The sequence below is a fragment of the Pseudomonas marginalis genome (assembly GCF_008692035.1).
In the GTDB taxonomy this organism is placed as follows: domain Bacteria; phylum Pseudomonadota; class Gammaproteobacteria; order Pseudomonadales; family Pseudomonadaceae; genus Aquipseudomonas; species Aquipseudomonas marginalis.
Genome location: NZ_VTFG01000001.1, coordinates 2,683,512 through 2,703,083, shown reverse-complemented (window position 1 = coordinate 2,703,083; position 19,572 = coordinate 2,683,512). Strand labels below are relative to the sequence as shown.

Annotated in this window: 21 protein-coding genes; 10 read left to right on the top strand and 11 right to left on the bottom strand. The window is 60.2% G+C overall.

Annotated features, from left to right (window positions below; all coding sequences use genetic code 11):
- The first annotated feature begins 158 nt into the window (after window positions 1-158).
- On the top strand, window positions 159-1,847 hold the full coding sequence (fadD2, locus tag FX984_RS12670) for a long-chain-fatty-acid--CoA ligase FadD2 (protein ID WP_027605601.1): 1,689 nt from the start codon (window positions 159-161) through the stop codon (window positions 1,845-1,847).
- A 336-nt stretch (window positions 1,848-2,183) separates the two neighbouring features.
- Window positions 2,184-3,875, top strand: a complete 1,692-nt coding sequence (gene fadD1 / locus FX984_RS12665) for a long-chain-fatty-acid--CoA ligase FadD1 (RefSeq protein ID WP_027605602.1) — start codon at window positions 2,184-2,186, stop codon at window positions 3,873-3,875.
- A 55-nt stretch (window positions 3,876-3,930) separates the two neighbouring features.
- Here the strand turns inward: fadD1 and FX984_RS12660 are convergent, their stop codons facing one another.
- Window positions 3,931-4,308 carry a hypothetical protein gene (locus FX984_RS12660; protein ID WP_027605603.1) on the bottom strand — a complete coding sequence of 126 codons (378 nt, stop codon included), beginning with the start codon at window positions 4,306-4,308 and terminating at the stop codon, window positions 3,931-3,933.
- A gap of 201 nt (window positions 4,309-4,509) precedes the next feature.
- Here FX984_RS12660 and FX984_RS12655 point away from each other — a divergent pair, with 201 nt between their 5' ends.
- The 3 genes from FX984_RS12655 (at window position 4,510) to def (ending at window position 6,356) form a co-directional block, all read left to right on the top strand.
- Window positions 4,510-4,695 carry a CsbD family protein gene (locus FX984_RS12655; protein WP_016973106.1) on the top strand — a complete coding sequence of 62 codons (186 nt, stop codon included), beginning with the start codon at window positions 4,510-4,512 and terminating at the stop codon, window positions 4,693-4,695.
- Window positions 4,696-4,862: 167 nt separating this feature from the next.
- Window positions 4,863-5,813 (top strand): YihY/virulence factor BrkB family protein, encoded by a 951-nt coding sequence (locus FX984_RS12650; RefSeq protein WP_027605604.1) that lies wholly within the window; start codon window positions 4,863-4,865, stop codon window positions 5,811-5,813.
- Window positions 5,814-5,816: 3 nt separating this feature from the next.
- Complete coding sequence (gene def, locus FX984_RS12645) at window positions 5,817-6,356, top strand: peptide deformylase (RefSeq protein WP_027605605.1); 540 nt, start codon at window positions 5,817-5,819, stop codon at window positions 6,354-6,356.
- A 39-nt stretch (window positions 6,357-6,395) separates the two neighbouring features.
- On the opposite strand, the gene FX984_RS12640 is transcribed toward def, so the two are convergent.
- The 7 genes from FX984_RS12640 to gntR form a co-directional block, all read right to left on the bottom strand.
- The gene (locus FX984_RS12640; protein ID WP_146477336.1) at window positions 6,396-7,214 is read right to left on the bottom strand and encodes a class I SAM-dependent methyltransferase; all 819 of its coding nucleotides are present in this window, start codon (window positions 7,212-7,214) and stop codon (window positions 6,396-6,398) included.
- 60 nt (window positions 7,215-7,274) lie between these two features.
- Window positions 7,275-7,712 (bottom strand): GNAT family N-acetyltransferase, encoded by a 438-nt coding sequence (locus FX984_RS12635; RefSeq protein WP_027605607.1) that lies wholly within the window; start codon window positions 7,710-7,712, stop codon window positions 7,275-7,277.
- 287 nt (window positions 7,713-7,999) lie between these two features.
- The gene (locus FX984_RS12630; protein ID WP_146477339.1) at window positions 8,000-8,512 is read right to left on the bottom strand and encodes a hypothetical protein; all 513 of its coding nucleotides are present in this window, start codon (window positions 8,510-8,512) and stop codon (window positions 8,000-8,002) included.
- A gap of 133 nt (window positions 8,513-8,645) precedes the next feature.
- Window positions 8,646-10,055, bottom strand: a complete 1,410-nt coding sequence (locus FX984_RS12625; protein WP_027605609.1) for an MFS transporter — start codon at window positions 10,053-10,055, stop codon at window positions 8,646-8,648.
- A gap of 12 nt (window positions 10,056-10,067) precedes the next feature.
- Window positions 10,068-10,805: an NAD-dependent epimerase/dehydratase family protein gene (locus FX984_RS12620; RefSeq protein WP_027605610.1), complete on the bottom strand. Its 738-nt coding sequence runs from the start codon at window positions 10,803-10,805 to the stop codon at window positions 10,068-10,070.
- A 10-nt stretch (window positions 10,806-10,815) separates the two neighbouring features.
- Window positions 10,816-11,448, bottom strand: a complete 633-nt coding sequence (locus FX984_RS12615; RefSeq protein ID WP_065925277.1) for a glutathione S-transferase family protein — start codon at window positions 11,446-11,448, stop codon at window positions 10,816-10,818.
- Window positions 11,449-11,541: 93 nt separating this feature from the next.
- The gene (gntR, locus tag FX984_RS12610; protein ID WP_027605612.1) at window positions 11,542-12,573 is read right to left on the bottom strand and encodes an HTH-type transcriptional regulator GntR; all 1,032 of its coding nucleotides are present in this window, start codon (window positions 12,571-12,573) and stop codon (window positions 11,542-11,544) included.
- A 212-nt stretch (window positions 12,574-12,785) separates the two neighbouring features.
- Here gntR and FX984_RS12605 point away from each other — a divergent pair, with 212 nt between their 5' ends.
- Window positions 12,786-13,319: a gluconokinase gene (locus FX984_RS12605; protein ID WP_146477341.1), complete on the top strand. Its 534-nt coding sequence runs from the start codon at window positions 12,786-12,788 to the stop codon at window positions 13,317-13,319.
- Window positions 13,320-13,403: 84 nt separating this feature from the next.
- A complete protein-coding gene (locus tag FX984_RS12600; RefSeq protein WP_027605614.1) occupies window positions 13,404-14,756 on the top strand; it encodes a GntP family permease in 1,353 nt (450 codons plus the stop codon).
- A 95-nt stretch (window positions 14,757-14,851) separates the two neighbouring features.
- On the opposite strand, the gene alaC is transcribed toward FX984_RS12600, so the two are convergent.
- Window positions 14,852-16,063: an alanine transaminase gene (alaC, locus tag FX984_RS12595; protein ID WP_027605615.1), complete on the bottom strand. Its 1,212-nt coding sequence runs from the start codon at window positions 16,061-16,063 to the stop codon at window positions 14,852-14,854.
- Between the two features lie 196 nt (window positions 16,064-16,259).
- Between alaC and FX984_RS12590 the strand changes: the two genes are divergently transcribed.
- Window positions 16,260-16,742: a GyrI-like domain-containing protein gene (locus FX984_RS12590; protein ID WP_027605616.1), complete on the top strand. Its 483-nt coding sequence runs from the start codon at window positions 16,260-16,262 to the stop codon at window positions 16,740-16,742.
- 41 nt (window positions 16,743-16,783) lie between these two features.
- Here FX984_RS12590 and FX984_RS12585 read toward each other — a convergent pair whose 3' ends face one another.
- A complete protein-coding gene (locus tag FX984_RS12585) occupies window positions 16,784-17,968 on the bottom strand; it encodes an NHL repeat-containing protein (RefSeq protein WP_146477343.1) in 1,185 nt (394 codons plus the stop codon).
- 160 nt (window positions 17,969-18,128) lie between these two features.
- Window positions 18,129-18,620 carry a GNAT family N-acetyltransferase gene (locus tag FX984_RS12580; protein ID WP_146477345.1) on the bottom strand — a complete coding sequence of 164 codons (492 nt, stop codon included), beginning with the start codon at window positions 18,618-18,620 and terminating at the stop codon, window positions 18,129-18,131.
- 145 nt (window positions 18,621-18,765) lie between these two features.
- Here FX984_RS12580 and FX984_RS12575 point away from each other — a divergent pair, with 145 nt between their 5' ends.
- Window positions 18,766-19,185, top strand: a complete 420-nt coding sequence (locus FX984_RS12575) for a YybH family protein (protein ID WP_098478866.1) — start codon at window positions 18,766-18,768, stop codon at window positions 19,183-19,185.
- Between the two features lie 42 nt (window positions 19,186-19,227).
- Entirely contained in the window at window positions 19,228-19,572 is a 345-nt protein-coding gene (locus FX984_RS12570; protein WP_027605620.1) for a YciI family protein, read from the top strand.

Here is a 19,572-nt window from a genome sequence, read left to right as displayed (position 1 = left end):
TCAGGCGACGGGGTATCTGCCTGCGCATCAGGGACAAGATTCATACAATCAATGACGCAATTTGCTGTATTTGCCTGTTTGGCCATAGCTGCTAACGTCCCCCAAGCTCCGCTTTCTATAAAAGCGGCCGGACACCTTCAGGTAAGGGGACAAGAATAATGCAACCTGATTTCTGGAATGACAAACGCGCGGCGGGCGTTCCCAATGACATCGACCTGTCGGCCTACAAGTCGGTAATCGAAGTCTTCGAGCGCTCGTGCAAGGCCTTTGCCGACCGTCCGGCATTCAGCAACATGGGCGTCACCCTGACCTACGCCGAGCTTGAGCGCCAGAGTGCGGCGTTCGCCGGCTACCTGCAGCAGCACACCGACCTCAAGCCCGGCGAGCGCATCGCCGTACAGATGCCCAACGTGCTGCACTACCCGATTGCCGTGTTCGGCGCACTGCGCGCCGGGCTGATCGTGGTCAACACCAACCCGCTCTACACCCCGCGCGAGATGCGCCACCAGTTCAAGGACGCCGGCGTGCGTGCCCTGGTCTACCTCAACCTGTTCGGTTCGCGGGTGCAGGACGTGTGCACCGACACCGAGATCGACTACCTGATCGAAGCCAGGATGGGCGACTTCATGCCCGCCGCCAGAGGCTGGCTGGTCAACACCGTGGTCGACAAGGTCAAGAAGATGGTCCCGGCCTACCACCTGCCGCGTGCGGTGTCGTTCAAGCGCGCCCTGCGCATGGGCGCGGGCCTCGGCGTGACGCGCCATCCGGTGAACCTGGACGATATTGCCGTGCTGCAATACACCGGCGGCACCACCGGCCTGGCCAAGGGGGCGATGCTCACCCATGGCAACCTGGTGGCGAACATGCAACAGGTGCGCGCCTGCATGTCCCAGACCGGCGATGACGGCCACCCGCTGATCAAGGAAGGGCAGGAGGTGATGATCGCGCCGCTGCCGCTGTACCATATCTATGCCTTCACCGCGAACTGCATGTGCATGATGGTCTCGGGTAACCACAACGTACTGATCACCAACCCCAGGGACATCGGCGGGTTTATCAAGGAGCTGAAAAAGTGGCGCTTTACCGGGCTTCTGGGGCTCAACACGCTGTTTGTGGCGTTGATGGACCACCCGGAGTTCAAGAACCTGGATTTCTCCCACCTCAAGCTCACCAACTCCGGTGGTACGGCCCTGATCAAGGCCACGGCCGAACGCTGGGAGCAGATCACCGGTTGCTCGATCGGCGAGGGCTATGGCCTGACGGAAACCTCACCGGTGGCCAGCACCAACCCCTACGGCAACAAATCACGCCTGGGTACCGTGGGCATCCCGGTGCCCGCCACGGCGATGAAGGTCATTGATGACGAAGGCACCGAGCTGCCCCTGGGCGAGCGCGGTGAGTTGTGTATCAAGGGCCCGCAGGTGATGAAGGGCTACTGGCAGCAACCGGCCGCCACCGCAGAGGCCCTGGACGCCGAAGGCTGGCTGAAGACCGGTGACATCGCGGTGATCGACGAAGATGGGTTTGTGCGCATTGTCGACCGCAAGAAGGATTTGATCATCGTCTCGGGTTTCAATGTGTACCCCAACGAAATCGAGGACGTGGTGATGGCCCATCCGGCCGTGGCCAACTGCGCGGTGATCGGCGTGCCGGACGAGCGCACGGGGGAGGCGGTGAAACTGTTCGTGGTGGCGCGCGCAGAAGGGGTGAGCCTTGAGGAGTTGAAGGCGTACTGCAAGACCAACTTCACGGGTTACAAGGTGCCCAAGCACATTGTCTTGCGCGACTCGTTACCGATGACGCCGGTAGGGAAGATCCTGCGCAGGGAACTACGCGACATCGCCTGATGTGGATTCGGTAAAAATGTGGGAGTCGCGGTGCGACGATTCGGCTTGCCCCCTCCCACATTTATCGTGTGTCGTCCTGAAGGCCTTATTCCAGAGCCTTTCATCAACGTATTTCACTTCTGTTTAAAGTGTGACCAAATATTGTAGGACAGTCGTGATTATGACTGCGGGGCCCTCTTTAGGCTCTAGTCGGCCCTTGGCAAAGCTGCTACTCTCGGCGCGCTTTGTGACGTCTAGGCCTGCTTGAAAGCGCCAGATTCACCAAAAAAAAACATACACCAATAATAATCGCATCAAATGCGATGATGAATTCGCGTCGCTGAGGAGTGGGCTTCCATGCACGAAGACTTTTGGAAGGATAAGTACCCCGCCGGGATTGCTGCAGAAATCAATCCAGACGAGTATCCGAATATTCAGGCGGTATTGAAGCAGTCCTGCCAGCGCTTCGCCAACAAACCGGCCTTCAGCAACCTGGGCAAGACGATCACCTACGGTGAATTGTACGAACTGTCCGGCGCCTTCGCTGCGTACCTGCAACAGCATACCGACTTGAAGCCCGGCGATCGCATTGCCGTGCAGTTGCCCAACGTCCTGCAATACCCGGTCGCCGTGTTCGGCGCCATCCGTGCCGGCCTGATCGTGGTCAACACCAACCCGCTGTACACCGCGCGGGAAATGGAACACCAATTCAATGATTCCGGCGCCAAGGCGCTGGTCTGCCTGGCCAACATGGCCCACCTGGCGGAAAAGGTCGTGCCCAAGACCGCCGTCAAGCATGTGATCGTCACCGAAGTCGCCGACCTGCTGCCGCCGCTCAAGCGCCTGCTGATCAACAGCGTCATCAAGTACGTGAAGAAAATGGTCCCGGCCTATCACTTGCCCAAGGCGATCAAGTTCAACGACGTACTCGCCAAGGGCCAGGGGCAAGCGGTCAACGAAGTCTGCCCGGCCAGCGGCGATGTGGCCGTATTGCAATACACCGGTGGCACCACCGGCGTGGCCAAGGGCGCGATGCTCACCCACCGCAACCTGGTCGCCAACATGTTGCAATGCAAGGCGCTGATGGGCTCCAACCTCAATGAAGGTTGCGAGATCCTGATCACGCCGCTGCCGCTGTACCACATCTATGCGTTCACCTTTCATTGCATGGCGATGATGCTGATCGGCAACCACAACATCCTGATCAGCAACCCGCGCGACCTGCCGGCGATGGTCAAGGAACTGTCGAAGTGGAAGTTCAGCGGCTTTGTCGGCCTGAACACTCTGTTCGTGGCGCTGTGCAACAACGAAGCCTTCCGCAAGCTGGACTTCTCCGCGCTGAAGGTCACCCTGTCGGGCGGCATGGCCCTGCAACTGGCGGCGGCCGAGCGTTGGAAAGCGGTGACCGGTTGCGGCATCTGCGAAGGCTACGGCATGACCGAAACCAGCCCGGTGGCCACGGTGAACCCGATCCAGCATATCCAGATCGGTACCATCGGCATTCCGGTGCCGTCGACCCTGTGCAAGGTCATCACCGACGACGGTGTCGAGCTGGCCCTGGGTGAAGTCGGCGAACTGTGCGTCAAGGGCCCGCAGGTGATGAAGGGCTACTGGCAGCGTGAAGACGCCACCGCCGAGATGCTCGACAGCGAAGGCTGGCTGAAGACCGGCGACATCGCGATCATCCAGCCGGATGGCTACATGCGCATCGTCGATCGCAAGAAGGACATGATCCTGGTCTCCGGTTTCAACGTGTACCCCAACGAGCTGGAGGACGTGCTGGCGGGCCTGCCGGGCGTACTGCAGTGCGCGGCCATCGGTGTGCCGGATGAAAAATCCGGGGAACACATCAAGCTCTTCATCGTGGTCAAGCCGGGCGCCACCCTGACCAAGGAGCAGGTCATGGAGCACATGCGCGCCAACGTCACCGGCTACAAGGTGCCCAAGGCCGTGGAGTTCCGCGATGCGTTGCCGACCACCAACGTGGGCAAGATCCTGCGCCGCGAGTTGCGCGATGAAGAACTGAAGAAACTCGGTCTTAAAAAGTAATCCAATCCAAATATGGGAGGGGCTTGCCCCCTCCCACATTTTTTTGACCGCGTTCTTACACGGCGAACTGCGCGAAGCTCACACCCGCACCCGCCGGCCGCACATCCTTCAAGAACGAATCCTTATCCGCGCTCAGCTCCAGGGTAATCTCCGGCTTGCGCTTGCCCGCGTTGCGCACCACCAGCCCCTCGAGCTTTTCACGCAGGAACACGGTCGGCACCTTCAGGTGCAGCAGCTGGTCGGTCTCGGCGTTGTGCATCAACAGGTGAATCCACTCGTACTGGCCGACGGCAATACGCCCCACCGGCAGATCGAACCACCAGATGTTGCGTTTGCGGTCCAGGTCGGTGAAGTGGCAGTTGTTGACGCCGAGTACGGCACCGCCCAGTTCCTGGTTTCTGCGGGCGATGGCCTGTGCTTTATTGAGTTTCATAACCTTCCTACGGGATCTGTTATTCAGCGTTGGAGCCTGAATGTGCCGGGCATTCTCGTGGGTTGGCTGCAAAACATAAAGCCAAACCTGTCGTTGGCGATGAAATGTTCACCGAAAAATAATTGAAACTCTGCCGAACGGCCTCGGGTCAATCTCTACGTAATGACCAAAACCCTTTGATTGTTCTTTCGGAGAAATACCATGGGCAGCACAGCGGATAAGGCAAAAGGTTTGAAAGACGAAGCCGTCGGTAACATCAAGCAAGGCGTCGGCAAAGTCACCGGCAACGACAAACTGCGCGCTGAAGGCGTCGTGCAGGAAAAGAAAGGCCAGGTTGAAAAAGCCGTGGGCGACACCAAGGACGCGGTGAAAAAAGCGACCAAGTAAGACTGCCATCGTGCAGCCGGACGGCCATCCACGGATGGCCGTTTTTATGTCACATGCAGTGATTAAAGTTTCGAAATTGTTTCAAGGTCGCCAAATAGGCTACCTTGATGTAGAAAACGGCCCCTGAGTCGCCCATGACCCCCCTTTTTGCGGCGAAAGGAGACGCTATGATTTTTCCGGTTCTCGATGGTCTCAAGCTCCACACAGTGCTGGTGCGCACCGTCAAGGAATTCGTCGATGACGAGATGTCCACCTACGCCTCGGCACTGGCCTACCAGATGCTGTTCTCGTTGTTTCCCTTCCTGCTGTTCCTTATCGCCCTGATCGGTTTCCTGCACCTGCCGGACTTTTTCACCTGGCTGCGCCTGCAATCGGAACTGGTGCTGCCGCCCCAGGCCCTGGAGCAGGTCAACCCGGTGATCGACCAGTTGCAGCAATCCAAGGGCGGCCTGCTCTCGGTGGGTATCGTGATTGCCCTGTGGACCGCCTCCGCTGGCGTGCGCCTGATGATGAGCGCCATGAACGCCGCGTACGACGTCGTGGAAGGCCGGCCGATCTGGAAGCGTTTTCCGCTGTCGGTTTTCTACACCATCGGCATCGCCGGCATGCTGCTGGCCGCTGCCGCGTTGATGGTGCTCGGTCCGCAGGTGATGGAATGGCTGGCCGGCCAGATCGGCATGCAGGAATTCGTGGTGACCTTGTGGACCATCGTGCGATGGCCGCTGATCGTGATCCTGCTGATGTTTGCCGTGGCCCTCATGTATTACGTGATGCCGGACGTCGAGCAGAAGTTTCGCTTTATTACCCCGGGTTCGGTACTCGCGGTGGTGGTGTGGATCGTCGCCTCCCTCGGTTTTGGCTACTACGTCAAAACCTTCGCCGACTACAACGCCATGTATGGCAGCATCGGTGCGATCATCGTGTTGCTCCTGTACTTCTACATTTCCGCCGCCGTGCTGTTGCTGGGGGCGGAGATGAATGCCGTGATCGAGCACATGTCGGCCGAAGGCAAGGAGCCAGGCGCAAAGGATTTCGATGAGCCCGCGCCCGCGCACGAAAAACAACATGTCTCCGGCCTCGGCCGCGACCACTCCAAACCCACTACCGATGAAGTCTGATCGATGATCCGTGAAATCCTGAAAATGGGCGATGAACGCCTGCTGCGTATCGCCCCGCCGGTACCGCCGGAAATGTTCGACAGCCCCGAGCTGTGGCAATTGATCGACGACATGTTCCAGACCATGGAGCACGTGGGCGGCGTCGGCCTGGCCGCGCCGCAGATTGGCGTCGACCTGCAACTGGTGATCTTTGGGTTCGAAGCCAGCGAGCGCTACCCGGATGCGCCGCCGGTGCCGCAGACCATCCTGATCAACCCGTTGATCACGCCGCTCAGCCCGGTGCTGGAAGAAGGCTATGAAGGCTGCCTGTCGGTGCCCGGACTGCGTGGTGCGGTGGACCGTTACCAGCAGATTCGCTACGAGGGGTTTGATCCGAAGGGCGAGCCGATCGTCCGTTTTGCCGATGGCTTCCACGCGCGGGTGGTGCAGCATGAATGCGATCACCTGATCGGCCGGCTGTACCCCTCGCGCATTACCGACTTCAGCAAGTTCGGCTTTATTGAAGTGATGTTTCCCGACATGGACCCAACCGCTGACGAGTAATCGCCGGCCCGTTGAGAACAAAATCTGGGAGGGACCAGGTTATTTGGCCGGTTTGACGAACCGCAACGTCATCCGGTCCGACTCGCCAATCGCCACATACTTCGCCTTATCCTGCTCCCCCAGCTTCAAGGTCGGCGGCAACGTCCACACGCCGGCGGGATAATCCTTGGTGTCCTTCGGGTTGGCGTTGACCTCGCTCTGGCCTGCCAGCTTGAACCCCGCATCGGTGGCCAGTTTCACCACCTGGGCGGTGGTCAGGTAACCGCTGTCCTTGATCGCCTCCAGCGCGGCCCCGTCCTTGGCCCGGTGATCTTCCACGCCCAGCACGCCGCCCGGTTTCAACACCGTGTAGAACGCGCGGAACGTGGCCTCGGCGGTATCGGCCAGCACCCAGTTATGCACATTGCGGAACGTCAGCACGGCATCCGCCGAAGCAGGTTTGCCGAACACCGGTGCCTTGGGGTCGAACTCGACCACGTCTGCCTTGGCATAGCGCGTCGGGTCGGCGGCGAATTTGTTTTTCAGGTTCTCTTCGGACGTGCGCGCATAGGCGCTGCTGCTTGGCGCTTGCACGGCGGCGATGTAATGCCCGTGATCCTTGAGCAACGGCGCCAGCAGTTCGCTGTACCAACCGCCCCCTGGGGTAATTTCGATCACCGTCTGCCTGGCGCCCAGGCCAAAGAATTCCAAGGTCTGCTGCGGGTGGCGATAGCCGTCGCGGGCGCTGTTGGCCGGGTCGCGCCAATTGCCGGCCAACACGCTGGCGTATTGCTGGGCGCTGATCGGTGCGTCGGCGGCCTGGCTGAACGTGGGAACGAGGAGGGCGGTAAGGGACAGAGCTGCAAAGGTCGCTTTCATGATCATCCGAAAAGTGGGCCACTGTGTCACCGAGGCTAGCATGGGGCCCATACGGGGCGATCACACATTATCCGAGGACGACCTCACTAAACGATCTAAGCCCATGGCGATCATCGGTTTGTTGCGCTTGTAGCGCACCAGCCGCTCGCTGAGGGATTGCGGCAATAGCGTGTCCTGGGTGAAACCCATGCGCTGATACAAACCTTCCAGGTCCGGATGGCACAACAACCACAGCGTGCCTTGCACCTCGGCCGCCGCCGCGGCTATCAATCGCCCCGCCAACCCCTGGCCGCGATACGCCGGGTCGACAAACACGCCGGTCAACCACTGTCCGCCGACCACGGGTGTCAGGCACAGGCCGGCGACAATCTCGCTGTCGCGCGCTACCCACAAACGCCCGCCCTTGAGCGCCTTCATCGGGGAGTCATGACGGCGATAAAACTTGTTCAGCAGCGGCCACAGCGGCTCAGCCAGGGGGGCGATGTGCAGTTCGGGCATGGTGTTTGGGCAACATAATCAAGGGCCGGGGATTATAAGCGCCTTCTGTGCGGCAATAGGTGGTATACCCAGTGTTACATCCCCTGTAAGTGGAGCATGCATCATGGCCAAAGGTATGGATTCAAAGAAAGCCGCGAAGAAGAAACCGGCAAAGACCGCCGACGAAAAACGCGCCGACAAGAAAGCCAAGAAAACCGAGACAGGCCTGTTCGGTCACTGAGTTAATGATCATTCCCACGCACCCGCGTGGGAATGCCGCCAGGGACGCTCGGCGTCCCACCTGTGGCTTAGATCGCCGCCAGGGTTTCTTTCACTGTCTGCGCTTGCGGTTCAGTGGTCTTCGCCCCTACCTGCTGCTCTTGCTGCTGCTTCAAACGCTCGGCCACTTGCTTGGAAATGGCGTCCTGCTTTTCCTGCGACATGTTCTGCACATCCGCCTCGGTCAACCCTTGTTCCTTGAGCAATTGCTCACGGATACGCTCGGCCGGGGTTTTGCTCATGTAATCGGTGAAGTCTGCGCGGGCGGAGCTGGTGGTGGAGCCGGTGGCGGGGACATCCGTCGTCGCCGTGGTGGCCGCTGTGCTGGCCTGCAACTGCACGCGGGTCTTGGCGAAAGCTTCGTCGATGCGATCGCCGGCCTTGTCCAGATCCTTCTGCGCGGCCGGCAGGGTCACGTTTTGCTGCGCCACTTGCAGGGCACCGCTGTACAGCGTGCTGGCGGCGGCGTTGGCCGGGTCCATGTCGGGACGCGTGATCTTTTGAAGGGTCGACACGGCTTGGGGGTTGTTGTTAACCAGCATGATCGGTCACCTGGGAAAATGTTCGGTGCCATAGCGGGAGCAAATAACATGCCGGGTCCGATAACCCCGGTTTGACTGGATTTGGCCTGGCCGCCGCGGCAAACATTGTCCCGCAGGCGGCCAACCGTTGCCGTCAATGGGCGATATGTTCCAAGGCCAGGTTGCGCGTACGCGGGCCGAACCAACTGATGGTGATCATCACGATCAGCATGCTGCTGGCAATAAACGCCAACACACCGGGTGTGCCCAGGTGTTCGAGGATAAAACCGATCAACAGGCTGCTGAACACCGTCGACAAGCGGCTGAACGAATAGCAGAACCCCACCGCCCGCGCGCGGATATTGGTCGGGAACAGCTCGCTCTGGTAGGAGTGGTAACTGAAGCTCAGCCAGGCGTTGCAGAAGGTGATCATCACCCCGCAGATCACCAGCCCCACCGCCGTGGTCTGCAACGCGAACAGGCTGCCGAAGATCACCGCACCCATGGCGGAGCCGACGATCTGCCATTTGTTTTCAAAGCGATTGGCCACCTTCACAAACAGCAACGGCCCCAGCGGGTAGGCGAGGGTGATGATAAAGGCGTACAGCAAGCTGTGGGTCACGCTGACACCCTGGCCCGAAAGCAGCGCCGGCAACCAGTTGCCGAAACCAAAGAAGCCGATGGCCTGGAACACATGGAACACAATCAGCATCAACGCGCGGCGGCGGTACGGCGGTTGCCAGATGTCGGCAAAACGGCCACTGCCTTGCACGCTGACGGCTTCGGGTTCGGGTTCATCCAGCGGTTTGCCATGGTCTTTCCGGCAGCGCGCCTCCAGGGTGTCCATGATCCTGCCGGCTTCTTCGAAGCGACCTTTCTGCGCCAGCCAGCGCGGTGATTCCGGCAGGCGCTTGCGCAGTTGCCAGATAAACAGCGCGAACACCGCACTGCTCAGCACCACCCAGCGCCAGCCAGACACCCCGAACGGCGCCTGGGGCACCAGCCACCATGACATCAATGCCACGGCCGGCACCGACAGGAACTGGATGAAAAACGCAAAGGCGAACGCCGAACTGCGCATGCGCTTGGGCACCAGTTCAGACAGATACGCGTCGATGGTCACCAGCTCGATGCCCAGGCCGATACCCACCAGGAAACGCATGCCGATAATGCCCAGCGCGGATGTCTGAATGCCCATCAATACCGTGGCGACGGTGTACCAGATCAGCGCGAAGGTGAAGATCGCCCGGCGCCCGAAGCGGTCGGCGATGGGGCTGAGCAGGCTGGCGCCGAGGAACAGGCCGAGGAAGGTCGCCGAGGCGAACGCCGCCTGGTCGGAGAAACCAAACACGCCCTCGCTGCCGGTGTGGAAAATCCCGTCACTGATCAGGCCGGGGCTGATGTAGGCGGTCTGGAACAAGTCATACAGCTCGAAAAAGCCGCCGATCGACAGCAGCGCTACAAGGCGCCAGACCGTGGCGACGGCGGGCAGGCGGTCGATACGCGCGCTGATATGGGCGGCGCGGATCGGGTCGATGCCGTCTGTAGCAGGGAGTGCAGGCATGGCGGGGAAAACTCAGTCAGTGATGGGGATATCGAAGGTCTGAAATGCATCGTCCAGCGGATGGTAACCCAACACCCGCGTGGTTTCGCTCAGGTCCAGGCGCTTGAAACGGTTATTGGAAATGCCATGGGCGATCAGGTGTTTCACGCCCTCGGCCTCCACTGCACGCTGCAGCAGCTGCACGGCATCCCGCGGGCTGAGCCAGGCGCTGAGGTCGCGGGCGTTGTTCAGGTCGTGGGTTTCAACGAATTCGAACGCGCCGATGCGCAGGGCAATCGTCGACAGCGGGGTTTTCGCCGCGTAGTAGCCACACAGCGCTTCGCCGTAGCATTTGCTCACGCCATACAGGTTGGCCGGCATCACCTGCATGCCTGGGGTGATCTGCCGGTCTACCGGGTAGCCTTCGATGGTTTGTGCGCTGCTGGCGAACACCAGGCGCTGTACACCCGCCGCCACGGCGGCTTCGAACAGGTAGGTGGTGGCGAGGATATTGTTCGGCAGCAATTCGTCGAACGTGGCGCTGGCGTGGGGGATGCCCGACAGGTGCACGATCACATCGATGCCTTCGAGCAGGCTGGCGAGGTTGGCTTTGTCGCTGAGGTCGGCGTGCACGAAGCGGTGTTCGCCCAGGTCGAAATCAGGCGCGATGCGGTCGGTGAGGGTGAAACGGTAGCGGTCTTTCGAGGCTTCGAAAAACGTCTTGCCGATTCTGCCGCAGGCGCCGGTGAGCAGTACGTTGAGTCCTTTCACGGGCATGTCCTTAGTTATGCCCGTCGAGGGCGAAGAGCTGGAAGCCCTGGTGCTGGCCGAGGCGCTGGTAGTAGGCCGCAATGGCGGGGTAGGCCGGGCGCGCCATGGGCGTCATCTGCCAGCGGTGCACCGAGAGGCCGATGAGGATGTCGGCGAGGGTGAATTCATCGCCGGCAACAAAGGCCCCGGTTTTGCTCAGTTGTTGCTCGAGGATGCCCATCTTGTCGTTCCATCGTTGCACGGCGGCTTCAATCTGCGCCGCGTCCAGGCCGTCCGGGTTATTGCGTACCAGGGCGGTGAAAGCATCGCCCCAGGCACGGTTGAGCTCGACGGCCTGCCAGTCGATCCACTGCTCGACCCGGGCCCGTGGTGCGGGCTCGATGGGCAGCAGGTCGTGACGCTGGTAAAGCCCTACCAGGTAGCGACAGATGGTATTGGACTCCCACAGCACGCCGTGGTCGTCGATCAGCACCGGTATCTGGGCATTGGGGTTCAGGGCGAGGAATTCGGCGGACTGGGTGGGCTGGAAGCCGATGCCCCAGTCTTCGCGCACGTAGTCGATGCCCAGTTCCTGGCAGGTCCAGAGCACTTTGCGCACGTTGATGGAGGACGTGCGACCCAGGATTTTCAGTGAATGTGCCATGGTGCTTTCCTTGCGATGGAGAACAGCCAATCTAGCAGGCGGGAGAAGCTACGGCGATGCCTCCGAGCGGGCGGGGTCAAAATGTGGGAGGGACTACGTGCTCTCGCGAACCTGCAACTCAAATCCCATGTCCACCACCGGCTTGGCGATCCTGTTGCCCGCCATGATCGTCAACAAATGCTCCGCCGCCCGCCGCCCGATCGCTTCCCTGGGGGTACTGATGCTGCTCAGGCGCGGCACCATGAAGGACGACGCCGGCAAGTCGTTGAAGCCCAGCACCGCGACACGTTCTGGCACTTTGATGCCGTGTCGCATGGCTTCCAGCAGCGCGCCCTGGGCCAGGTCGTCGTTGCCGAAGAAGATCGCATCCACATCCGGATGGGTGGCCAGCAGTTGCAGGAACAGCTCGCCGCCCAGGCCCACCGAGGAAGGGCGTGGTGTCAGCAGTTCCAGCGCCGGGTCGTACAGGCCCGCCTGTTGCAGCGCGCGGCGGAAGCCTTCACCACGCAGCAGGGTGCGTTGGTCCAGTTGCGCGCCGATATACGCCAGGCGCTTGCGCCCACGGGAGATCAAATGTGCGGCCGCGGTTTCACCCGCCGCCAACTGCGAGAAGCCCACGCAGTTCACGCCGGCATTGGGGTCCAGGTCCATCATGTACACACACGGCACATTACTGGCCTCGACCATCCGTCGGGCGCTTTCGGTGCGATCGAAGCCGGTCAACAACAGTCCGCGAGGCTGATAGGCCATGTAGTTGCGCAGCAGGTTTTCCTCTTCGTCGCGCGAATAGTGGGAGTTGCCGATCAGTACTTCAAAGCCCTTGGGCCGCAGCACTTGGTGGATGGCTTCGAGGGTTTCGATAAACAGCAGGTTGGACAGCGACGGCACCAGGACTACCACCGAATGGCTCTGGGCCGAAGCCAGGGCGCGGGCGGCGGGGTTGACCACGTAGTTGAGTTCGGCAGCGGCGTGCTGGACTTTTTCCACCAACTCGGTGGCCACGGTGCTGATGCCGCGCAGCGCGCGGGAGGCGGTAATCGGGCTGACGCCGGCCAGGCGGGCAACTTCGTTAAGGGTAGGGCGACCGGTGGTGCGGGTATTTTTATCGTTCTTGGAGGTCATCAGGCGGCTTGCCAAACAAAAATCGAGGCACTAAGGTAGCGCTGTCTCCAAAAGGCTGCAAATTATTGAACTATGGGTTGCCTGATCCGGTTCAAATGATTGGAGCGGATGCACGCGTCACTCCATAAAAATGACAAGACGGCGCGGGAAAAGCCTGTTTTTGCACTTGCCTCACCGCGTGCAAAGGTAGCGCTATCTGCGTCTTGAGGTGTTTCATGAGTCAACCTGTTACCGCCCTGGTCATCATGGGTGTTGCCGGCTGTGGCAAAACCAGCGTCAGCGAGGCCCTGTGCCACCTGAACGGTGCCACCGCCATTGAAGGCGACAGCTTTCACCCCGCCGCGAACATCGAAAAGATGAGCGCCGGCCACCCCCTCAACGACGACGACCGCGCCGGTTGGCTCGACATCCTGTGCGATGAACTGCGCCGTTCGCTCAAGGCCGGTGAACATCCGGTACTCACCTGCTCCGCGCTGAAAAAGAAATACCGCGACCACCTGCGCGAAGCCGCGCCGGGCCTGGGCTTTGTATTCCTGGAGCTGACCCGCGAAGTCGCCGCCGACCGCGTGTCCCATCGCCCCGGCCATTTCATGCCGGCCAGCCTCATCGACAGCCAGTTCGCCACCCTTGAATCGCCCAAGGGCGAGCCGCTGACCCTGGCCCTCAACGCCAGCGAAGACAGCGTCGAGGAGTTGGCCAGGCAGACCAACGCCTGGTGGCTGACACACGGTTTTGAACCATCCAACTGATTTTTTGCCGGAAAAGATAGCGCTATCCCCGGCAGGAAATTCAACACCCGCTTTAATAACAACAACAAACAGGAGAGACCCCCCATGTTTGGCATGTCCCACGAGTCGTACCTGCTGTTAGATGCAGTCGTTACCATCATCGGGCTGATCGTCTTGATCACCCGCTTCAAGGTTCACCCGTTTATCGCGCTGATCATCGCGGCCGGCTTCCTTGGCCTGACCTCGGGCATGCCGGTGGACAAGATCATCAAGGCGTTCCAGGACGGTTTCGGCGGGGTGCTTGGCTTTGTCGGCATCATCCTCGCGCTGGGCACCATGCTCGGCAAGATGATGGCCGAATCCGGCGGTGCCGATCAGATCGCCCAGACCCTGATCCGCGCCTTTGGCAAGGACAAGGTCCAGTGGGCCATGATGTTCGCCGCGTTCCTGGTGGGCATTCCGCTGTTCTTCGAGATCGGCTTTGTACTGCTGATCCCGCTGGTGTTTATCGTTGCGCGCCGCACCGGCGTGTCGCTGATCAAGATCGGCATCCCGCTGCTCGCCGGCCTCTCGGCAGTCCACGGCCTGGTACCGCCGCACCCGGGCCCGCTGCTGGCCATCGGGGTGTTTGGCGCCGACATCGGCAAGACCATCCTGTACGGCCTGATCGTCGCGCTGCCGACCGCCATCATCGCGGGCCCGATCTTCGGTACGTTTATCGCCAAGTACATCCCGGGCAACCCGTCCCAGGAACTGGTCGACCAACTGGCCCGCGAGCCTGAGAACAAAAACCTGCCGAGCTTCAGTATCACCCTGGTCACCGTGCTGCTGCCGGTGTTCCTGATGCTGCTCAAAACCTTCGCCGACATCGCCTTTGCCGAAGGCAACGTGGTGCGCAACTGGATGGACATGATCGGTCACCCGATCACCGCCTTGCTGCTGGCGTTGCTGCTGTCGCTGTACACCTTTGGCAGTCGCCAGGGCATCCATTCCAAGCAGATCCTCAAGCTGCTCGACGCCAGCCTTGCGCCAACCGCCGCGATCATCCTGATCATCGGTGCCGGTGGTGGCTTCAAGCAGATGCTGGTGACCAGCGGCGTGGGTGACGTGATCGGCCACATGGCGGTGAACGCACAGATCAACCCGATCCTGCTGGCGTGGCTGGTGGCGGCGGTGATTCGTGTGGCGACCGGTTCGGCCACCGTGGCGACCATTACCGGCGCGGGCATCGTAGTGCCGGTGGTGGGGATGATTCCCGGGGTTAACCGTGAGCTGCTGGTGTTGGCGACGGGGGCGGGTTCGTTGATCCTGTCTCACGTCAACGATGCGGGGTTCTGGCTGGTGAAGCAGTACTTCAACATGACCGTGGCCGAGACCTTCAAGACCTGGACGGCAATGGAGACCATCCTGTCCGTTGTGGCACTGATCTTTATCATGTTGCTGTCGTTGGTGGTCTAACCGACACACTACAAGGCAAGGGTGAAAACCCAATCAACTGTGGGAGGGGGCAAGCCCCTCCCACAGTTTGACAACATTTGTTCAGGTGGAACGGGTCAGGCTTTAGCGACCAGCCCATCCGCCCGGAACATCCCGCGAATCCCGCGCACCGCCTGGCGAATCCGGTCCTGGTTCTCGATCAGCGCGAAGCGCACATGATCATCCCCATACTCGCCAAACCCAATCCCCGGCGACACACAGACCTTCGCTTCCAGCAGCAGCTTCTTGGCAAACTCCAGCGAACCCATGGCGGCATACGCCTCGGGAATCTTCGCCCAGACGTACATTGACGCCTTGGGATTCTCCACCATCCAGCCCAGCTCATGCAGGCCCTTGACCAGCACGTTGCGGCGCTGGCGGTACTGCTCGGCGATGTCCTTCACGCACTGTTGGTCGCCTTCCAGTGCGGCAATCGCGGCGACTTGCAGCGGGGTGAAGGTGCCATAGTCGTGGTAGCTCTTGATCCGCGCCAGGGCATTGACCAGTTCCGGGTTGCCCACCATGAAACCGATGCGCCAGCCGGCCATGTTGTAGCTCTTGGACAGGGTGAAAAACTCCACCGCAATGTCCTTGGCCCCCGGCACCTGCATGATCGACGGGGCTTTCCAGCCGTCGTAGACGATGTCGGCGTAGGCCAGGTCATGCACCACCAGCACATCGTACTGCTTGGCCAGGGCGATCACCCGTTCGAAGAAATCCAGCTCCACGCACTGCGCGGTGGGGTTGGACGGGAAGCCGAGGATCATCATCTTCGGCTTGGGGATCGAGCCGCGGATCGCCCGTTCCAGCTCAGCGAAGAAGTCCACGCCAGGCACCAGCGGCACCGAACGCACCTGGGCGCCGGCAATCACGGCACCGTAGATATGAATCGGGTAGCTCGGGTTGGGCACCAGCACCGTGTCGCCCTGGTCCAGGGTGGCCAGCATCAAATGTGCCAGGCCTTCCTTGGAACCGATGGTCACGATGGCTTCGGTTTCGGGGTCGATGTCCACTTCGTAGCGATCCTTGTACCAGCGCGAAATCGCCCGGCGCAGACGCGGAATGCCTTTGGAGGTGGAGTAGCCGTGGGTGTCTTCCCGTTGGGCGACGGTGACCATCTTCTCCACGATATGGGGAGGCGTGGCGCCGTCGGGGTTACCCATGCTCAAGTCGATGATGTCTTCGCCGCGCCGACGCGCAGCCATCTTCAGCTCGGCAGTGATATTGAAAACGTAAGGGGGGAGTCGATCTATGCGCGCAAAGCGGCGCGGCGAACCAAGGTCTGCCATTGTTGCCTCGAGAGTACGTAAGCGCCCGGAACCGTCCGAGCGACGTCGGCCACTGCGGTGGCCTGCGGGGCAGACAATACGGTCGATGATGGCCAGTTGTCCAGATGTGTCGGGAAATTTTCTGCATGGAGTACTGCAAGGATATGCCCCTATACTCGATACGGGTTTGTTCCCTCATAAGAAGGAGACTGTTCAGATGGATCAGCAGACAAAACAACCGTTAGAGCCGCGCATGGAAGACGGCAAGGCCCTGGTGATCGCCGGGGTGCAAGGGCGTTATTCGAAGGCCACCGTGGGCGATATCCCCAAGTTGTGGAGTGTGTTCGACGAAAGCGTAAAACACATCAAGAAACGCGTCGGCGGGGTGACCTACGGCGTTTGCCATAACCCCAGCCACGGTGAATTCGATTACATGGCCGGGGTGGAAGTACCGTCCAAGGGCGATGTGCCGAGCAACTTCGAGTCCGTCGAACTGCCTGCGCACCACTACGCGGTGTTCCCGCACTATGGCCCGGTGCAGGCACTGGAGCAGACCTATGAGCGCATCATGTTCGAGTGGTTGCCGCATTCGGGCTACAAGGTGGCGGGGGCGGATTTCGAGCGCTATAGCGCGGATTTTGATGGGCGCAAGGGCACGGGCACGGTGGAGATCTGGTTGCCGGTGGAGCCCAAGGCTTGATGCAACACGGCTGAGCTGCCTTGGCAGTTCAGCCGCTAGCGTCACTGGCTGAGCAGGCGCCCGATGAAGGATGCGCGCGAGGTGTGCAGGATACCGCTGCTTTGCAATGTGCTATTGACCGTCACCCACTCCACCCGGTTGATTTCGGTGTGCTCAGGTCTTCCTTGTGGGTCTCGCCACGCCTCCGCGATGCCTCCTATACCGAAGGTAGCGTCCGGCTGACTGTTCGGATTGAACCGCAGCAGTCGGACGATGCTGCCATTACCGTAGCGAGCCAATACCACAATTTTCCCATCGGGCTGGACCAGTCCACTGGTGTAGTTACCGTAGCTGGCTTCGCTTTCCAGAGGTTTCCCTTCATTAAATTGTGGATCAAGTTGGCCGCTGGCAAGCAGAACGGCTACGAAGTTCATCCCTCGCGGGATCCCGAAACTGCCACCTATGACAACGATTTGGCCATTCTGGTCCTTGGCAAGCGCATCGACTTTTCTGTCTTCATTGGTCGTAAATGGCAATACGACAACGCCTTGGCTGCCAAAACTGTGGTCCAGTTCGCCGTCGTGCAGAAGCCCTAGAATATGGGCCTTCCTTGCACTGGAACCGGCAAGGACAAAACCGCGGTCGGTAATCAACACCCTATCGAGTCGGGTGTTGGGTGCTTCAATCGGACCCTGATTTCCGAAGTTGCTTTCCTGACCGTTGCTGTTGAGTTGGTAGATGAAGCTGGTTTCAGCATCATTGAATACAACGACGATATGCCCGGTGGCCTGCACTGCAATAGCGCCGGCTATCAACAAATGCGGGTTGAATGAATCGCCCAGTTCAGTTGTACCTTTATCGCCAAACGAAAAGTCCACAGTGCCCTGATCGGCATTGAATCGAGTAACACATGCAGTGTACAGGTCTCCCTGTGCGCTCAATAAGAGGGGCTTGTTATCACGCTGAATGAGCAGGTCCACGAGGACAAAGGTGTTTGGAACGGGGGTCATCCAAACCCCGTAATTCTTATCCAGTTCCCCGGCAAGCGTGTGTTTGCTGACAACGATAACTTTGGTTTTTTCAACAGCCGTCAGGCCCACCGTAATCGTCGAACCGTCGCTAAGTACACGGGACAGTCCGCCCGAAGGCTCTGCGATAACCGTGCCGTCTTTAGGCATTGAGTTGCCAAAGGATAGGTCTGGGTGCCCTGCGGTGTTTCGCCTTTTTTTCGTTGATGGGGTACTCATGGTCGTTCTCCATACCGGAAGTCGCGAGTTTCCACTCCTGCTCGTTGCTAACCATGAGCGACAACGTTGGCATTCCAGTACAGGGCAATGAACAATGTTTGTATAGCTGTGAAATCTGACAGTAGACACCGAGGGCCGGGTATCAGTCAGGCTTCAAGTTTCACTCGGCAAACACCCACCTCAACCTCCGCTCATACCCAATCCGGCCCTTATACGCCTCCCCGCTGTCTACCCATCCTGCGCCCAGATACAACCCCATCGCCGCCACATTGTCCGTGTCCACCGACAACTCCAGCGCCTTGATCTGCGGCCACACCTGCAATGCCGCCGCCGGCAAGGCTTGCAAACAGGCCTTGCCGAATCCACGCCCTTGCTGCAGCCGATCCACCTGCAATGCATGCAGCGTTGCGCTGTGTTCATCGGCCCAGTGGGGCAGGCAGGGTGGGCGTTTAAGCAGGAGGAAGGCCACCGGAGTGTCGTCGGCCAGCAGGGCAAAGCCTTTGACGCCGGGGCTGGGCTTGGCCAGGAGCGAATTGAGGGCGCAATACATGTCGCCGCAAAACGGCAGCTGTTCAGGGTGAACTTCGATGGCGCTGACGTGCTGTTGTTGCACGGCATTCAGCGTCTCGTAGGCGACAAGGCGGGTTTGCATCGGCGTGTCCGAACAGCGGCAAGGAAGGGCGCAGTCTATCGGGTTTGTGCTGGACGACATTATTTTTCAACGGGCTGTCGATTTGCCCGAGGGCCGTTCGACTAAGGGTGTCTTCCGTGATTTTCCAACCCGAAGGAGTATCGCCATGAGTACCGCCATCAACACCCTGATCGAGCAATGGAAGCAAGCCGTGCTTTCCCGGAATATCCATAAGATTGTCAGCTATTACGCCGACGATATCGTCTCGTTCGACGCCGTGACCGCCCTGCAGTTCAAAGGTAAGGCGGCCTATCGTGCGCACTGGGAGGCCTGCATGGAGCACTGCCCCGGCCCGGGCATTTTCGAGTTCCACGAACTGCGTATCGTCGAGTCCCAGGACAGCGCATTCGCCCACTGGCTCGCCCACTGCGGCGGCGCCGGGCCGGACGGTGAAGTGAAGGCCTGCTGGATGCGGGTGACCGCCGGTTATCAACGTTTCGACGGCGAATGGAAGGTGGTGCATGAGCATTGGTCGGCGCCGTTCGACATGGCAAGTGGCACGGCATTGTTCAACCTGAAACCTTGAGCGCCGCGAACTATAGTCAATAGTCCGAAGACGGAGACGCACATGAAATACCTCTGCCTGATCTACAGCAACGAGCAGGTGCTGCACACCTCGCCGGACAGCCCCGCAGACCCGGAGTGTCTTGCCTATGCGCAGTCCCTCCAAAAAAGTGGCCGTATGCTCGCCGCCGAGCCGTTGGAGTCGGTGACCACCGCTACCACGGTGCGCATGCGCAACGGCAAGTTGTCGATTACCGACGGGCCGTTTGCCGAAACCAAGGAGCAGCTCGCCGGGTTCTACCTGATCGAGGCGCGGGACTTGAATGAAGCGATCCAGGTGGCCGGCGGTATCCCGGCCGCCCGGGTCGGCAGTGTGGAAGTGCGCCCGGTGCGCCAATTGAATCTCTGA

Bases quoted from the DNA above. Each gene is read 5' to 3' on its own strand.
- fadD2 (WP_027605601.1), top strand. From the start codon at position 159: ATGCAACCTGATTTCTGGAATGACAAACGCGCGGCGGGCGTTCCCAAT.
- FX984_RS12640 (WP_146477336.1), bottom strand. From the start codon at position 7,214: ATGAAAGCGACCTTTGCAGCTCTGTCCCTTACCGCCCTCCTCGTTCCC.
- FX984_RS12660 (WP_027605603.1), bottom strand. From the start codon at position 4,308: ATGAAACTCAATAAAGCACAGGCCATCGCCCGCAGAAACCAGGAACTG.
- FX984_RS12650 (WP_027605604.1), top strand. From the start codon at position 4,863: ATGATTTTTCCGGTTCTCGATGGTCTCAAGCTCCACACAGTGCTGGTG.
- FX984_RS12605 (WP_146477341.1), top strand. From the start codon at position 12,786: ATGAGTCAACCTGTTACCGCCCTGGTCATCATGGGTGTTGCCGGCTGT.
- FX984_RS12615 (WP_065925277.1), bottom strand. From the start codon at position 11,448: ATGGCACATTCACTGAAAATCCTGGGTCGCACGTCCTCCATCAACGTG.
- FX984_RS12590 (WP_027605616.1), top strand. From the start codon at position 16,260: ATGGATCAGCAGACAAAACAACCGTTAGAGCCGCGCATGGAAGACGGC.
- FX984_RS12630 (WP_146477339.1), bottom strand. From the start codon at position 8,512: ATGCTGGTTAACAACAACCCCCAAGCCGTGTCGACCCTTCAAAAGATC.
- FX984_RS12570 (WP_027605620.1), top strand. From the start codon at position 19,228: ATGAAATACCTCTGCCTGATCTACAGCAACGAGCAGGTGCTGCACACC.
- FX984_RS12655 (WP_016973106.1), top strand. From the start codon at position 4,510: ATGGGCAGCACAGCGGATAAGGCAAAAGGTTTGAAAGACGAAGCCGTC.
- FX984_RS12600 (WP_027605614.1), top strand. From the start codon at position 13,404: ATGTTTGGCATGTCCCACGAGTCGTACCTGCTGTTAGATGCAGTCGTT.
- FX984_RS12580 (WP_146477345.1), bottom strand. From the start codon at position 18,620: ATGCAAACCCGCCTTGTCGCCTACGAGACGCTGAATGCCGTGCAACAA.
- FX984_RS12625 (WP_027605609.1), bottom strand. From the start codon at position 10,055: ATGCCTGCACTCCCTGCTACAGACGGCATCGACCCGATCCGCGCCGCC.
- FX984_RS12585 (WP_146477343.1), bottom strand. From the start codon at position 17,968: ATGAGTACCCCATCAACGAAAAAAAGGCGAAACACCGCAGGGCACCCA.
- FX984_RS12635 (WP_027605607.1), bottom strand. From the start codon at position 7,712: ATGCCCGAACTGCACATCGCCCCCCTGGCTGAGCCGCTGTGGCCGCTG.
- FX984_RS12575 (WP_098478866.1), top strand. From the start codon at position 18,766: ATGAGTACCGCCATCAACACCCTGATCGAGCAATGGAAGCAAGCCGTG.
- def (WP_027605605.1), top strand. From the start codon at position 5,817: ATGATCCGTGAAATCCTGAAAATGGGCGATGAACGCCTGCTGCGTATC.
- fadD1 (WP_027605602.1), top strand. From the start codon at position 2,184: ATGCACGAAGACTTTTGGAAGGATAAGTACCCCGCCGGGATTGCTGCA.
- alaC (WP_027605615.1), bottom strand. From the start codon at position 16,063: ATGGCAGACCTTGGTTCGCCGCGCCGCTTTGCGCGCATAGATCGACTC.